Here is a 14027-nt window from a genome sequence, read left to right on the forward strand (position 1 = left end):
CTCAATCTGTGCTGGTGCTGATCTCTGGCTCCGAGTCTAATGGCGGGACCGGCACCGCCGCTGCCCCTGCGGATGAGGCTCCGGCCCGCGCCCGCCCGGGGGGGCCCAGGAAGGTCCGCAGCTGTTCTTCGAGGATGCTGCGGTCCCGCAGCTCGCACTCCCACACCACCAGCACGTCCCAGCCCTCCGCCTCCAGCCGTGCCTTGGCGGCAGCATCGCGCTCGACGGTCCGGTTCCGTTTGGCTGCCCAGAATTCGCTGTTGGTTTTGGGTGCGTGCTGGCCCGCACGGCAGGAGTGGAAGTGCCAGAAGCAGCCATTGACGAAGAGGACCTTTTTGCGGCCGGCAAAAACCAGGTCCGGTTTTCCCGGCAGCCGAACCTTTCCAAACGAACCGTGCAGACGGAACCGGTACCCCGCAGCGTGAAGGACACTGCGGATCAGGAGTTCGGGTCTGGTGTCCTTGCCGCGGATGCGGGACATGTTGCGGCTGCGTTGTTCCGGACTGACGGTATCGGCCATGGGTCCAGTCTAGGAACAGATACCAATTGCATTTCGCACTACCTGACTTACGCCGCGGGGGTCCGCAAACTCCTAAGGTGTCTTAGGATTGGAGGCACTGATGACCCCTTACAAGGAGGTAAGTGATGTCGGGTTACTTCAAGCTGGTGGACGCACATGAGGGAAGTTACCGCATTAAGCTCGTTGCCGGCGACGGAACGCTGATGGCGGTATCCACAACTTTCGAAACCAAGCAGGAGGCGGCGGCTGGGATTGCCCAGCTGCGGGAAATCGCAGGAACAGGTCCTGTCATTGACCAGAGCCGGGATGCGGATGTGCTGGGCGAAGCCCGGAACTCGGGCCGCAAGGCCGCTGCCAGCTGACGACTCGACGGATTGCAGCAGGCCTCCGGATCCCCTGACGGGGAACCGGAGGCCTCTGTGTGTCGCGCTAACGAATCAGCTGCACTACCAAGGGCCCGCTCAGGCCTGGTCTTCGCCGCCTTCGGCCGGCTCCTGGGTGTGCTCGCGCTGTTCGTTCGCCTTTTCGGTGGTGTCCCCTTCGGACGGCTCCTGCGGATGTGTCCGGTTGGAGTCCTTCTCTTCGTTGGCGCTCTGTTCGCTCATGTGGTTTTCTCCGATTTCTCTTACCGGCCGGCACCGGCATTCGCCGGTTCTCCTTCAGAGCGGCCCTACCTGCAAGTCTAGAAACCCATGCGGAAGTCTAGAACCCCCGCCCGGATGCAACCGCCTCCCGGCAGGGGTGTTGGCGGCAGGACACGCCTGACTCGCGCTGCTGGCCAGCATCGGTCGGCGCCGGTAGCGTGAGCCGGATGCAGCCCACAGACGCAGACGTCATTGTTGTAGGTGCCGGACTTGCCGGCTTGGTAGCCACCGCCGAACTGGTGGACGCCGGGCGTTCGGTGATCCTGGTGGAACAGGAGGGCGCCCAGAGTATCGGCGGCCAGGCGTGGTGGTCCTTCGGCGGGCTATTCCTGGTGGATTCCCCCGAGCAGCGCCGCCTGCGGGTGAAGGATTCAGTGGACCTTGCCTGGCAGGACTGGCTGGGCACCGCAGGCTTTGACCGGGCAGAGGATTTTTGGCCGCGCCAGTGGGCGGAGGCTTACGTGCACTTCGCGGCCGGGGAGAAGCGGGCCTGGCTGCAGCAGATGGGCCACCGGCTCTTCCCCGTGGTGGGATGGGCGGAGCGCGGTGGCTACGGGGCCAATGGCCCGGGCAATTCCGTTCCCCGCTTCCACATCACCTGGGGAACCGGCCCCGGGATCACGGCACCCTTCGAGGCCAAGGTGCGCGACGGCGTCGAACGCGGGCTGGTGCGCTTCGCGTTCCGCCACCGCCTCGATGACCTCGTCCTGACCGGCGGTGCCGTGACGGGAGTGCGGGGCAGCATCCTGGAACCGACGACGGCGCCGCGCGGCACAGCTTCCAGCCGTACGGTCGTTGGGGGCTTCGAATTCAGTGCCTCCGCCGTGGTGCTAACCACCGGGGGGATCGGCGGGGACCACGACGCCGTCCGTGCCGCCTGGCCCCGGCGGATGGGCCCCGCACCCGTTAACATGCTCAGCGGTGTGCCTGAATACGTAGACGGGCGGGGCATCGGCATTGCCTCCGCTGCAGGCGGGCGGGTGATCAACCCGGACCGCATGTGGCATTACGTGGAAGGGATCCGGAACTGGGATCCGGTCTGGAAGAACCACGGGATCCGCATCCTGCCCGGCCCGTCCTCCCTTTGGCTGGACGCCGCCGGCAACCGGCTGCCCGTGCCGTTGTTTCCGGGTTTCGACACCCTGGGTACCTTGGAACACCTGCGCCGCAGCGGACAGGACTACAGCTGGTTTCTCCTGAACAAGGCCATCATCCGCAAGGAATTTGCGCTGTCCGGGTCCGAACAGAACCCGGACCTCACCGGAAAATCCGTTCGCGATGTCCTGAAACGTGCCACTGCCGGAGTTCCCGCCCCCGTGCAGGCGTTCCTGGACCACGGCGAGGATTTCATCACCGCCGATTCGGTCGAGGAACTCGTGGCCGGTATGAACCTGCTGGCCAAACGATCCTCGGTGCGGGGCGATGCCCCGGAACTGTCCGCCGAGGCCGTGCGGCACGAACTGGAGGCCCGGGACCGCGAAATCCGCAACCCGTTCACCAAGGACTCGCAGGTCACCGCCATCCGCGGGGCGCGCACCTATCTGGGGGACCGGCTGATCCGCACGGCTGCCCCGCACCCCATCCTGGATCCCAAGGCCGGACCCCTGATTGCCGTCCGCCTGTCCGTGCTCACCCGCAAGACCCTCGGCGGGCTGGAGACCGATCTGCAGTCCCGGGTGCTGGCCGACGACGGCGTTCCGGTGCCCGGTCTTTTCGCGGCCGGGGAGGCTGCGGGCTTTGGCGGCGGCGGCATGCACGGCTACCGGTCCCTGGAGGGGACGTTCCTGGGTGGCTGCCTGTTCAGCGGCAGGGCGGCCGGCCGCGCCTCCGCCGGCTAGGCTTCGTTCCGCAAGGGGCAGCCCCGGAATAAGCCTGCACCCGGCGCTGTTGAAACTCACATGCAAAAGCATGAAAGGGAGGACAGTGTGGTGGATCGCAGGATAGTAGTGGTTTCGGGCGGACTGGGTGTTCCGTCGTCGTCCCGGATGCTCGCGGATGCCCTTGCCGCGGCCGCCAAGGCGGAAATTGAGGCCCTGGGGCTCAGCGTCAGCGTCACCACGTTCGAGTTGCGTGAATATGCTGTGGACATCGCCAACAACATGGTGACCGGGTACGCCGCACCCCGGCTGGAAACAGCTATTAACGAACTTATTGCCGCTGATGCGCTGGTTGCGGTGACGCCGGTTTTCACGGCTTCCATGAGCGGGCTGTTCAAGTCCTTCTTCGACGTTGTCGACAACACTGCGCTGGACGGCAAGCCCGTCCTGCTCGGCGCAACCGGCGGCAGTGCCCGGCACTCCATGGTCCTCGACTACTCCCTCCGGCCCATGTTCAGCTACCTTCGGGCACGGATCGCTCCGACCGCCGTCTATGCCGCACCGGGGGACTGGGGAACGGGTGAAACCGGAACGGGCTCGCTGGAGCAGCGGGTCCGACGCGCCGCCGGTGAACTTGTGGCACTGCTGGGCGATGCCCCCGCACCTAAGCGCCGGGATCCTGCGCAGTCGCTGCCCTTCGAGGAACTGCTCGCCCAGACGCAGCGCAAGTAGGCCCGGCCCGGGGATGAACTCCTAGGTGTCGACCCGGGGACCGGAGGCGACGTCGCCGTCCCAGCCCAGGTTGCTGGCCATCCGCTGCAGGACCGCCAGGAGGGCCGTATATTCCTCTTCGGTGATGTTGTCCGTCATCAGCTGCCGGATGCGGTCCACCGCACCCCGGAGGTTTTCCAGACTTCGGCTGCCGAGGTCGGTGAGGTGGTACTGGCCGTCCTCCAGCAGTACCCAGCCGGATTCGCGCAGCTCTTCAATAAGCTCCGCGGAAGTGCCGGTCTCCACCGCAGGGAAGAAGGGGCGCAGCCCGTCCGACAACTCCTTTTGCGAGGCGGGGCCTTCCACCAGCAGGTTCATCATCTGCCATTGCCGGCGGGTGACGCCGTGTTCTTCGAAGCTGGCGCCAAACTGGTCATCAACCAGCTGGTCGACGAGCTTGAGCCAGAATCCGATGGGCCGCTCCTGATTCGCCATCACTCCACTGTACAAATCAATCCCCGTGCAGGGAATGGCAGTGCTGCAGGCAGCCGGCCGCAGTTGAAGCGGGCCTGGGTGCAGGCGCCGGACCCGGCGCACGGGGCCGGGGCTTGCTCAGTCGAAACGGGCTTGGGTGCCGCACCGGGGACAGGGGGCGGACCTGGCCAGGTCCAGGCACACCGCGCAGACGGGAAGGTCGCCGGTGTCATCGCGCAGCGGACGGTTGGGCATCTGTTTGCCGCAGTAGGGAACCGGGCGCCGCGCACGGCTGCGTGCCCGCCGCTTGCAGGGGGTGCAGAAAACGTGCACCAGGTCGTCCTCATCCTTGGGGCGAGTCCCGACCGGCCGGACCAGTGTTGAATCCTGGACGCTCATTGCCTTTCCTTGGTACGCATGTGGCTCTGCCCGCAGGCGTCCGACGGCGGAAGCGGGCCCTGGTTCCAAGGTAACGGTTTCTACGCACTGTAGAATTTGGCCGAGCCGGTACCGGGGCGCAATTCAGCGGGTATCCGGGGGCACGGCGTGCTCGAATTCACGGACGAAGGCCGGCCTCACGAACACCGGCACGGAGGCCCTTGCTGCTACTGCAGCAGCGACCGGATGTCGTCCGCCGTGAGCGCGGAACTGAAGACGGCGTCGTCGTCCATGACGGACGTGAACAGCTTCGCCTTTTGCTCCTTGAGCGCCATCACCTTTTCCTCGATGGTGTCCCGGGCGACCATGCGGTAGACCATCACGTTGTTTTTCTGCCCGATCCGGTGCGTGCGGTCCACCGCCTGGGCCTCGGCCGCCGGGTTCCACCACGGATCCAGCAGGAAGACGTAGTCCGCTTCCGTCAGGTTCAGGCCGAATCCGCCGGCCTTGAGGCTGATCAGGAACACGGGGACCACGCCGTCCTTGAACGAGGCAATCACCTCGGCACGGTTGCGGGTGGAACCGTCGAGGTAGGCGTACTTGATGCCCTGTTCGTCCAGGCGCTGGGCGGCCTTCTTCAGGAACGAGGTGAACTGGCTGAAGATCAGGGCGCGGTGGCCTTCGGCGGTAACGTCTTCGAGCTGGTCAAAGAGCACGTCCAGCTTGGCGGACGGCACGCCGTCGTACTCCTCCGGCTCAACGAGTGACGCGTCGAGGCTGAGCATGCGCAGCAGGGTGAGGGAGCGGAAGACAATCATCCGGTTCCGGTCCATGTCCTGGATCAGGCCCATGAGTTTCTGGCGTTCGCGCTGCAGATGCGTCTCGTAGATCTTGCGGTGCTTCGGATGCAGTTCCACCTCAAGGATCTGTTCCTGCTTTTCCGGCAGGTCCTTGGCCACGGCTTCCTTGGTGCGGCGCATCAGCAGCGGACGGATGCGCTGGCGCAGCCGTGCCAGCAGTTCGGGGCTGTCGCCGCGTTCGATGGGCCGCTGGTATTCATCGGCGAACTTCCGGGCGGACGGGAACAGGCCCGGTGCCACAATGGCGAACAACCCCCAGAGCTCCATCAGGTTGTTTTCCATCGGGGTGCCGGTAATGGCCAGCTTGAACGGTGCAGGCAGGTCCCGGGCGCACTGATGCACGCGCGTCACCCGGTTCTTGACGAACTGGGCCTCGTCCAGGATCAGGCCGTCCCACTCCACCTTCCGGTAGGAGGCGAAGTCCAGGCGGAACACGGCATAAGAAGTAAGGACGACGTCGGCGCCGGCCACCACTTCGGCCAGCGGGATGCGGGACTTGCCGCTGGTATCGGAAACCGTCACCACCTTCAGCCCGGGGGTGAAGCGTGCCGCCTCGGAGGCCCAGTTGGGGACCACTGACGTGGGGGCAACCACCAGGAAGGGTCGGCGGGTTTGCTGTTCTTCCTGCGTCTGACGTTCCCGGGCATGGGCCAACAGGGCCAGGGTCTGCAGGGTCTTGCCGAGCCCCATGTCGTCCGCCAGGATTCCGCCGAGGCCGTGATCCCACAGGAACGCCAGCCAGTTGAAGCCTTCCTGCTGGTAGGGCCGCAGGCTGGCCTCGAGTCCGGCCGGCAGCGGCACCGGATCCACCGAGTCCAGATCCAGCAGGGCGGAGACGGACTCCCGCCAGGCGGCAGCTTCCTCGGTTTCCTCCGCCAGCTCCTCCAGCTCGGACCACAGCCCGGCCTGGTACCGGCTGATGGACAGTTCCCCGGTATCCCATTCCTGCAGGCCCTGCGCTTCATTGATCAGCGCATGCAGGTGTTCGAATTCGGGCCGGTCGAGGGAAAGGTAGGTGCGGTCCACCAGCAGGAGTTTGGTTTTGCCCTGGGCGATCGCTTTGAAGATATTCGCGAACGGCACCAGCCGGCCCTCCACGGTGACCATGACGGCGAGGTCGAACCAGTCGCGGCGTTCGGTTTCCACCGTGGTGATCTTCAGCTTCGGCGCCTCGAGCAGCTCCCGGTAATCGGGCCGCGTTCCGGAAATTTCCACCTGGACGCCGGCAAGCTTCTCCAGCTCCGGCAGGACATGCTCGGTGAACTCGGCGGCTTCAATCTCCCGCAGGGTCCGGTCGCGGGGCACCGCGTGCAGTGTTTTCCCCACGGCAGCCAGGATTTCCGCCTCGGCGGGGATATCCCGGTAGGAGGTGTCGTCGTCGTCCGCCGGCCTGCCTGTCCGCGGCACGCGGGTGAGCGGCAGCCGGGTGGAGGAGCTTCCGTGCCGGTAGGACCAGTTCCAGGTCAGGGTCAGCTGGTCCTCGGGGCCGAATCCGGCGGTGAGGACCAGCACCGGAGGCTCGATCTCGGGGAACTCCACGGAGTCGTCACTGCTCGTGACAGGCAGTACCTGCCGCAGCCGGGGATAGAACTTTTCCAGGAAGACCGGAGCATCCGCCTTCGGCACCATCACCGGAGCCCCTTGCAACAGCAGGCCCTTGTCCTGTTCGGTGAGGGTCTTGGCGGTGGGCGCCAGCGTGATGGTGTTCTGCGGCGAGCGGAGGTAAATGCCGTGGCTGCCGATGATCCCGGCATCCTCCAACGGGACCGGCGTGCCGTCTACTTCGAGCGTAGGCAGCAGCTGCAGCGGCGCCGGAGTGTCCCCGCCGGCAGCCCGGACGTCGAGGGACAGAGTGGCCAGCTTTCCCACCCGGACCGCGGTGTCCTTCTTGGTGCCGACAAAGGGAATGCCCAACCGCACCGCTTCATCCAGCAGCTGCCAAAGCAGGGGATTGGCGAAGTCGTCCAGATACAGCCAGGAATCGTTCTGCCCGAAGTAGCTCACGCCGTTGGAACGGTGCAGGGCGGGGAACTGGGAGAACCAGCGGTGCTGGTCCGGATCCAGCCGCAGTCCGTAGGTCTGGTAGCTGATGTTGCTCCAGGCCAGGTTGTTTTTGACCCAGTTGCCCTTGGAGTTGCGCACCACCGGACGGACGCCCAGCCGGAAGGGCGTGGCCCGGTGCCGGCTGCGCGGAGCCGGGGCGGCACCCCACCGGGACGCTGCGGCCGCGACAATGTTCCGCAGTTCGAACTGCAGTGCCAGGGGAGTGGTTTCAACGGGCTTGGTGCTGTCCGCCAGATCCGCATCAATGAGGGTCTGCAGCGACTGCTGCCAGGCCGGTACGGACGGACGCAGGGTCGGGGCGGAGAGCTCCTGCCGGGAAATCAAGTGCTCGGTGTTGCTCTGCAGGGCAGCTGCCGCCACGTGCTTGCAGTCGAACCCCAGGGGGCAGCTGCAGTGGTTATCCAGCAGACGGTAGTCACCCTGGCGTTTGGCGCCGAGCTGGAGCATGATCCGGTAGGGAGCAGCCGCACTGCCGCGTACCTGCGCGCGCAGCACCTCGCCCTGGGCATCCCACTCCAGGGCTTCCACGGCGCCGCCCTTGGCATAGGTCTGGCCCCGCTGGAACGCCGATCCGCCGACCACGCGGATGACGTCGGTAACGTCTACGAGCGGAGGGGTTTCGAGCATGGTTTTATCGTCTCACGCAGTACTGACGGTTTCCGCCGCCGGGTTCCTTCGGGGGATTTGGCAGGCTTCGGGGTGCCCTGTTTAGGATGTTAGTAGCGCGGGTCACAATGGCGTGATCTGCGTGTCAATTTTCCCGGGATATCTCCCGGCTGCTTGGGGGACAAAAGAATATGAAGACCAGGACCATTTATGCCGTGCTGCTTGCAGCCCTGGCAGTCTCGGCGTCGGCCTGCAGCGCCGGCGCCGGTGCCGATGCCGGCGCGGACGCTGAGCCGTCAAGGAACGCCACGTCGGCACCAGCAGCGACGCAGACCCCCGTCCCGCCGGAAACCGGCCCCGTGTCAGTGGTGTTCGGGACTGCCGATGCCGCAGTCGGCGGGGACCGGCTGACGCTGCCCGGGCCAGCCAACACGCAGCAGTGTGCCCTGGCTGCCAACCTCCGCACCCTCTGTTTCACACAGGGCGGCGAAGGGCCGGAATCCCTCGCGTTCGGTGGAATTTTCAGCTTCGACCAGTACCGTAACCCGCCGTCCCTCGAAGCCAACCCTCCGGCTCCGCTTGCCGGGCTGCCTGCCGACGCACGGATCACCTCGGCGGAACCGACGGACCGGGGGTTCCTGATTGCCTACCAGCAGGGAGTCGATGACGAATCGGTCCTGCATACCGACTTCGAAGGAACTACCCTTTGGACGCAGCCGGTCGAGGGCCTGCGGGACATGGCCGTTGGGGAATCCGCGCTGCTGGTCTCTGCGGATGCCGGTGTTCAGGCACTGGACCCTGCCACCGGTGCGGCCGTTCCGGCGGCAGAAACCGGGACCACGCTGCTGGGTTACAGCCATCCCCTTTCCTGGTATTCGACCTACTCTCCGCAGGCCCGCGGTTTGGCGGAGGCCGACGGCGGAGAGCTGGTGGACCCCCGTCCCGCCTTCCAGGCAGTGCTCAACAACTGCCTCACGGGCGAATGCCTGACACCCCGGGTCCTGCACGCGGACACGAGCCATGCTCTCCTGCTGGTCACGGCGCCCGACGGCACCGGCGAGGTCCGCGCCTACGACGCCGATGGCGGCCTCGACTGGACGATGCCCGGGACACCGGCAAGCGCCGCGGGATACTCGGGAACCTACGTTTTCGGTTTTGAGGCCGATTCCGCCGGCGCGGGCGACTTGCTGGCCGTCAATGCCGAAACCGGCCAGGAACTGGGACGGGGCGCACTCTACGGGCTTGGAGCCCAGGTGCTGGGCACCGTGGATCAGGGCGTGCTGGTCCACTTCGGCATGGACCCGGTGGGAGCCTACGACAGCAAAATCGCCGTGCTTCCAGTGGAGGTCACCGAGGGGACGCTGCCGCCGTCGGCCACCGCGCCGCCGTCGGCCACCGCGCCGTCGTCGTCCGCAGGGTCCGCGTCGGCCAGCCCGACGCCGTCGTCCACCGCACCGGAGACCGGAGGAGCCGACGTGCCGGCGGGCTGGACACGGTACAACGCCGAGAAGGACCCGTTCAGCCTCGACCTGCCCGAGGGATGGAGCGTGGAGTACACGGCTGGCGACGGCCAGCTGATCGGCGGACGCTACGCCATTAAGGATGCCGCAGGAAAAGATTCCGCGAGCCTCATGACCAACATGTCCGGTCTCGGGGGTGCGTGCGCGGGTGGAGCAACCTGGCCCGTGGCCGAGGACCGTACTGCCCTGCCCTACCAGAATCGGGTATCGAAACGGATTGCCGCAGAACCGGTTCATCTGGAAGCCGTGCCGGCGGAAAACGGTGCATGGGCGCTGGTGGTGACGGACCTGATGGGGCATCCCGATCTCTGCCCCACGCATAAGCTCGCCGAGCTGCCGGGCTTGGGCACCACGTCCTTCAGCGGGACACTGGCTCCGGAGGAGGCCGGCACGGCCAAAGCGCAGCAGCTGCGCAGCGTGATGCTTTCCCTGCGGCCCTAGTTCCGCGACGTGTCTCGGGGTAAAGACCGAAACGCAGGCACTTGTGCTGTGCTACCTTGTGGAAGATAAATCTGATTTATTGTCCGCTGGGTCACACGAATCAGAGGTGAAGATGCGTCTGAGGGAGTGTAGCCATGCCGTCGTCCAACGTTCCGCCGCTGATCGTGATGGGCGTTCAAGGCAGCGGTAAGTCCACATCCGGACGCGCTATTGCCGAGGTCCTGGGTCTGCCGTTCATTGACGGGGATGATCTGCATCCGGCCGCCAACAGGGAAAAGATGGCCTCCGGCCATCCCCTCAACGATGCGGACCGGGAGCCATGGCTGCGGGCCATCGGAACGGTCCTGGCGGACGGACTCGCCCGCGGCGAATCCACCGTCGTCGCCTGTTCGGCGCTGAAACGCCGGTACCGGGACCTCATCCGTTCCTTCGCGCCGGACACCCGGTTTGTGCACCTGACCGGCGACCGCGACCTCATCGCGGACCGGCTCTCGCACCGCAACCACGAATACATGCCGCCCGCCCTGCTCGACTCCCAGTTCGAAACCCTGGAACCGCTTGGGTCCGACGAAGCCGGTATCCCGGTGGACATCCACCTGCCACCAGCTGAAATTGCCGCGGCTGTCGCTGCGGTATTCACCGCCAACGGACACTGACGTCCGTACCCTCCCCCAGATAGGACGAAAATGACCGATCTAGAACTCAACTGGACGTTGAGTACTCCCGGCCTGCTCGCCGTCGCCGTCGCAGCCATCGCGCTGCTGCTGGTGATGATCATGAAATTCCGTATCCACGCGTTCCTGGCACTGATCACGGTCAGCCTGCTGACCGCCGTCGCCACCGGCATCGCCGCCGCCGATCTGGTGCCCACGCTGCTGAGCGGCTTCGGCACCACCCTGGCCAGCGTGGCGCTGCTGGTGGGCCTCGGTGCCATGCTGGGACGGATGCTTGAAGTTTCCGGCGGTGCGGAGGTCCTGACCAACGCGCTGATCACCAAGTTCGGACAGAAGCGGGCCTCCTTGGCCCTTTCGGTGGCCTCGTTGATGTTCGGCTTCCCGATCTTCTTCGACGCCGGCCTGGTGGTTATGCTGCCGATCATCTTCACCGTGGCCCGCCGCATGGGTGGCTCGCTGCTGACGTACGCCTTCCCCGCGGCCGCGGCGTTCTCCGTCATGCACGTGTTTGTGCCGCCGCACCCCGGCCCCGTGGCCGCCACCGGCCTGCTCGGTGCCGACATCGGCCTGGTCCTGATCTTCGGCCTGCTCGTCGCCATCCCCACCTGGTACCTGGCCGGCTACCTCTTCGGCACCTTCCTGGGCCGCAAATTCGACATCCCGGTGCCCTCCATCCTGGATGCGCCGAAGGGGTCGGCGGAGTCCGAATTCCGCTCCGCTCCCAAGCTCGGCACCATCGTGCTGCTGCTCCTGCTTCCGTTTGTTTTGATCTTCCTCAACACCGGCCTGAACATGCTGGCCACCGCCGAGGTCGTCTCCCTGGACACCGGCTGGGTGCAGGTCCTCCGCTCCCTGGGTGAAACCCCGGTTGCCCTGCTGATCACCGTTTTCCTGGCGATGTGGCTGCTCGGCCGCCGTGAGGGCAAGAGCGCCTCGCTGATCGAGACCGTGGTGGATAGTGCCCTGGGCCCGGTCTGCTCGATCATCCTGATCACCGGCGCCGGCGGCATGTTCGGCGGTGTGCTGCGTGCCAGCGGCATCGGCACCGCCATCGCCGATTCCCTGGATGCGGTGGGACTGCCGGTGATCGTGGCCGGCTTCCTCATCGCCGCCATCGTCCGCCTGGCGCAGGGTTCAGCCACCGTTGCCCTGACCACTGCTGCGGCGCTGGTGCAGCCGGTGGTCCTGGACAACCCGGACTTCAACGGGGTCCAGGTGGTGGCCATTGTGTTGGCACTCGCCGGCGGCTCGGTCTTCGCCGGCCACGTGAACGACTCCGGCTTCTGGCTGGTCAGCAAGTTCTTCCAGATGGACACCAAGACCACGCTGAAGACCTGGACTGTCGGCCAGGCCCTGATCGGCGTGATCGGTTTCGTCTTCGCCCTGGTCATCTACCTGATCGCCGCGCAGTTCTAAGGGTCGGGAAGCAGCGATGACTACCAGCATGCTTGATATTTCCGGCCGGATCGCCCTGGTCACCGGCTCCAGTCGCGGCATCGGCAACGCGATTGCCCGCGGCCTGGCCGGCGCGGGCGCCGTCGTCGTACTCAATGGACTGGACCCGGACCGGCTGGAGGCCGCCCGCGCAGAGCTCGCCGCTGAGTTCGGTGCGGACCGGATCTTCGCCCGGCGCTTTGACGTCACGGACGCGCAGGCAGCGGCCGACGGCGTCGCCTGGGTGGAGCGCGAAGTCGGGCCCCTGCGCATCCTCGTCAACAACGCCGGAGTCCAGCACCGTGAACCGATGCTGGACCTGGATGTGGCGGACTGGGAGCGGGTGCTCCGGACCAACCTGACCAGCGCTTTCCTGGTGGGCCGTGAGGCAGCCCGGCACATGATCGCCCGCGGGAGCGGGAAGATCATCAACATCGCGTCGGTCCAGACGGACCTGGCCCGGCCGACCATTGCCCCGTACACGGCATCCAAGGGCGGCGTCCGAAACCTCACCCGCGCCATGACGGCCGAGTGGGCGGGGGAGGGACTGCAGATCAATGCGATTGCCCCGGGGTACATTCAGACGGAAATGACGCAGGCCCTCGTCGATGACGAGGCGTTCAACTCGTGGATCCTCGGCCGCACTCCGGCCCACCGCTGGGGCACAGTGGAGGACATTGTGGGACCGGCGCTCTGGCTCGCCTCGGATGCTTCGAACTTCGTGAACGGCCAGGTCGTCTTCATCGACGGCGGCATGACCACCGTGGTCTGAAAGGACACCCAGCCATGACCGAACTGCCAGCCACCACCCTAGGCGTGGTAGCCCACGGCGCCGGGGACCTCCGGGTGGAACACATGCCGCTGGTACCCGCGGGGACTGATGAAGCCGTGGTGGAAATTGCCTACGGCGGCATCTGCGGGTCTGACCTGCATTACTGGCAGCACGGTGCGGCGGGGGAGTCCATCCTGCGTGCGCCCATGCTGCTGGGCCACGAGGTAGTGGGACGGGTGCTGGTGCCGGCCGCGGACGGCACCGGGCCGGGTGCCGGCACCGCCGTCGCCGTGCACCCGGCAACCCCCGGCCCGGGGAACGGCACCCGGTACCCTCTGGACCGGCCGAACCTTTCGCCCGGCTGCACGTATCTGGGCAGTGCTGCAAGGTTTCCCCACACGGATGGCGCCTTCGCCCGCTACGTGAACCTGCCGGCGCGGATGCTGCGGGTGCTTCCGGAGGAGCTGCCGCTCCGCCGCGCCGCATTGGTGGAACCCGCGGCGGTGGCCTGGCATGCCGTGTCCCGTGCGGGCGATGTTCGGGGTAAACGGATACTCGTGGTGGGTTCGGGCCCTATCGGAGCGCTGATCACGGCCGTGCTGCGGACCCGCGGGGCCGGGGAGATCATTACCACCGACAGGCACGAAGGACCCTTGGCCATCGCCCGTACGCTCGGCGCGGACCGAAGCCTGCCCGCAACCGAGGCGGATGCCATTGCCGGCGTCGATGCGGACATCTGCTTCGAATCCTCCGGGAGCTACCGCGGACTGATGTCTGCGGTGACGGGCGCCACCCGCGGCGGGCGGGTGGTGATGGTCGGGTTGCTGCCTTCGGGTGAGCAGCCTGCCCTGATCTCGCTGGCGATCACCCGGGAACTGGAACTGGTGGGTTCCTTCCGGTTCAACGACGAAATTGACGAGGTCATTGCTGCCCTGGCCGACGGCAGCCTGCAGGCGGATGCGGTCCTGACGCACGAGTTCGCCGTCGAGGACACCCTGGCGGCCTTCGAGACGGCACGGGACGCCTCCCGCAGCGGAAAGGTGCTGCTGCGCTTCGGCGACTGAGCTGCCAATCCTGCCCGCCGCCAATCCGCGGGAGGAAAACCCGGCTGC

Annotated in this window: 13 protein-coding genes; 8 read left to right on the top strand and 5 right to left on the bottom strand. The window is 66.4% G+C overall.

Annotated features, from left to right (window positions below; translation table 11 throughout):
* Position 1 precedes the first annotated feature (1 nt).
* Complete coding sequence (locus N2K95_RS03085) at positions 2–520, bottom strand: very short patch repair endonuclease (RefSeq protein WP_260652862.1); 519 nt, start codon at positions 518–520, stop codon at positions 2–4.
* Between the two features lie 125 nt (positions 521–645).
* Between N2K95_RS03085 and N2K95_RS03090 the strand changes: the two genes are divergently transcribed.
* A complete protein-coding gene (locus tag N2K95_RS03090; protein ID WP_260652863.1) occupies positions 646–882 on the top strand; it encodes a YegP family protein in 237 nt (78 codons plus the stop codon).
* 99 nt (positions 883–981) lie between these two features.
* Here N2K95_RS03090 and N2K95_RS03095 read toward each other — a convergent pair whose 3' ends face one another.
* The gene (locus N2K95_RS03095) at positions 982–1125 is read right to left on the bottom strand and encodes a hypothetical protein (RefSeq protein WP_255792992.1); all 144 of its coding nucleotides are present in this window, start codon (positions 1123–1125) and stop codon (positions 982–984) included.
* Positions 1126–1331: 206 nt separating this feature from the next.
* Between N2K95_RS03095 and N2K95_RS03100 the strand changes: the two genes are divergently transcribed.
* Together N2K95_RS03100 and N2K95_RS03105 are read left to right on the top strand one after the other, a co-directional pair.
* Positions 1332–3002: an FAD-binding dehydrogenase gene (locus N2K95_RS03100; protein WP_260652864.1), complete on the top strand. Its 1671-nt coding sequence runs from the start codon at positions 1332–1334 to the stop codon at positions 3000–3002.
* Positions 3003–3089: 87 nt separating this feature from the next.
* Positions 3090–3713: an FMN reductase gene (locus N2K95_RS03105; RefSeq protein WP_260652865.1), complete on the top strand. Its 624-nt coding sequence runs from the start codon at positions 3090–3092 to the stop codon at positions 3711–3713.
* Between the two features lie 21 nt (positions 3714–3734).
* Here N2K95_RS03105 and N2K95_RS03110 read toward each other — a convergent pair whose 3' ends face one another.
* The 3 genes from N2K95_RS03110 to N2K95_RS03120 form a co-directional block, all read right to left on the bottom strand.
* Complete coding sequence (locus tag N2K95_RS03110) at positions 3735–4187, bottom strand: MarR family winged helix-turn-helix transcriptional regulator (protein ID WP_260652866.1); 453 nt, start codon at positions 4185–4187, stop codon at positions 3735–3737.
* A 117-nt stretch (positions 4188–4304) separates the two neighbouring features.
* Positions 4305–4565: a hypothetical protein gene (locus tag N2K95_RS03115; RefSeq protein ID WP_260652867.1), complete on the bottom strand. Its 261-nt coding sequence runs from the start codon at positions 4563–4565 to the stop codon at positions 4305–4307.
* Positions 4566–4771: 206 nt separating this feature from the next.
* Positions 4772–8095: a DEAD/DEAH box helicase gene (locus N2K95_RS03120; protein WP_260652868.1), complete on the bottom strand. Its 3324-nt coding sequence runs from the start codon at positions 8093–8095 to the stop codon at positions 4772–4774.
* Between the two features lie 170 nt (positions 8096–8265).
* On the opposite strand from N2K95_RS03120, the gene N2K95_RS03125 reads away from it, so the two are divergent.
* The 5 genes from N2K95_RS03125 (at position 8266) to N2K95_RS03145 (ending at position 13979) form a co-directional block, all read left to right on the top strand.
* Positions 8266–10035 carry a hypothetical protein gene (locus tag N2K95_RS03125; protein ID WP_260652869.1) on the top strand — a complete coding sequence of 590 codons (1770 nt, stop codon included), beginning with the start codon at positions 8266–8268 and terminating at the stop codon, positions 10033–10035.
* A 134-nt stretch (positions 10036–10169) separates the two neighbouring features.
* The gene (locus tag N2K95_RS03130) at positions 10170–10691 is read left to right on the top strand and encodes a gluconokinase (protein ID WP_260652870.1); all 522 of its coding nucleotides are present in this window, start codon (positions 10170–10172) and stop codon (positions 10689–10691) included.
* Between the two features lie 30 nt (positions 10692–10721).
* A complete protein-coding gene (locus tag N2K95_RS03135) occupies positions 10722–12125 on the top strand; it encodes a GntP family permease (protein WP_260652871.1) in 1404 nt (467 codons plus the stop codon).
* Between the two features lie 16 nt (positions 12126–12141).
* Positions 12142–12915 carry an SDR family oxidoreductase gene (locus N2K95_RS03140; protein ID WP_260652872.1) on the top strand — a complete coding sequence of 258 codons (774 nt, stop codon included), beginning with the start codon at positions 12142–12144 and terminating at the stop codon, positions 12913–12915.
* Positions 12916–12929: 14 nt separating this feature from the next.
* Positions 12930–13979: an L-idonate 5-dehydrogenase gene (locus N2K95_RS03145; protein ID WP_260652873.1), complete on the top strand. Its 1050-nt coding sequence runs from the start codon at positions 12930–12932 to the stop codon at positions 13977–13979.
* The last annotated feature ends 48 nt before the right edge of the window (positions 13980–14027 follow it).

Origin of the sequence: Arthrobacter zhaoxinii, assembly GCF_025244925.1 — a bacterium.
Classification (GTDB): Bacteria; Actinomycetota; Actinomycetes; order Actinomycetales; family Micrococcaceae; genus Arthrobacter_B; species Arthrobacter_B zhaoxinii.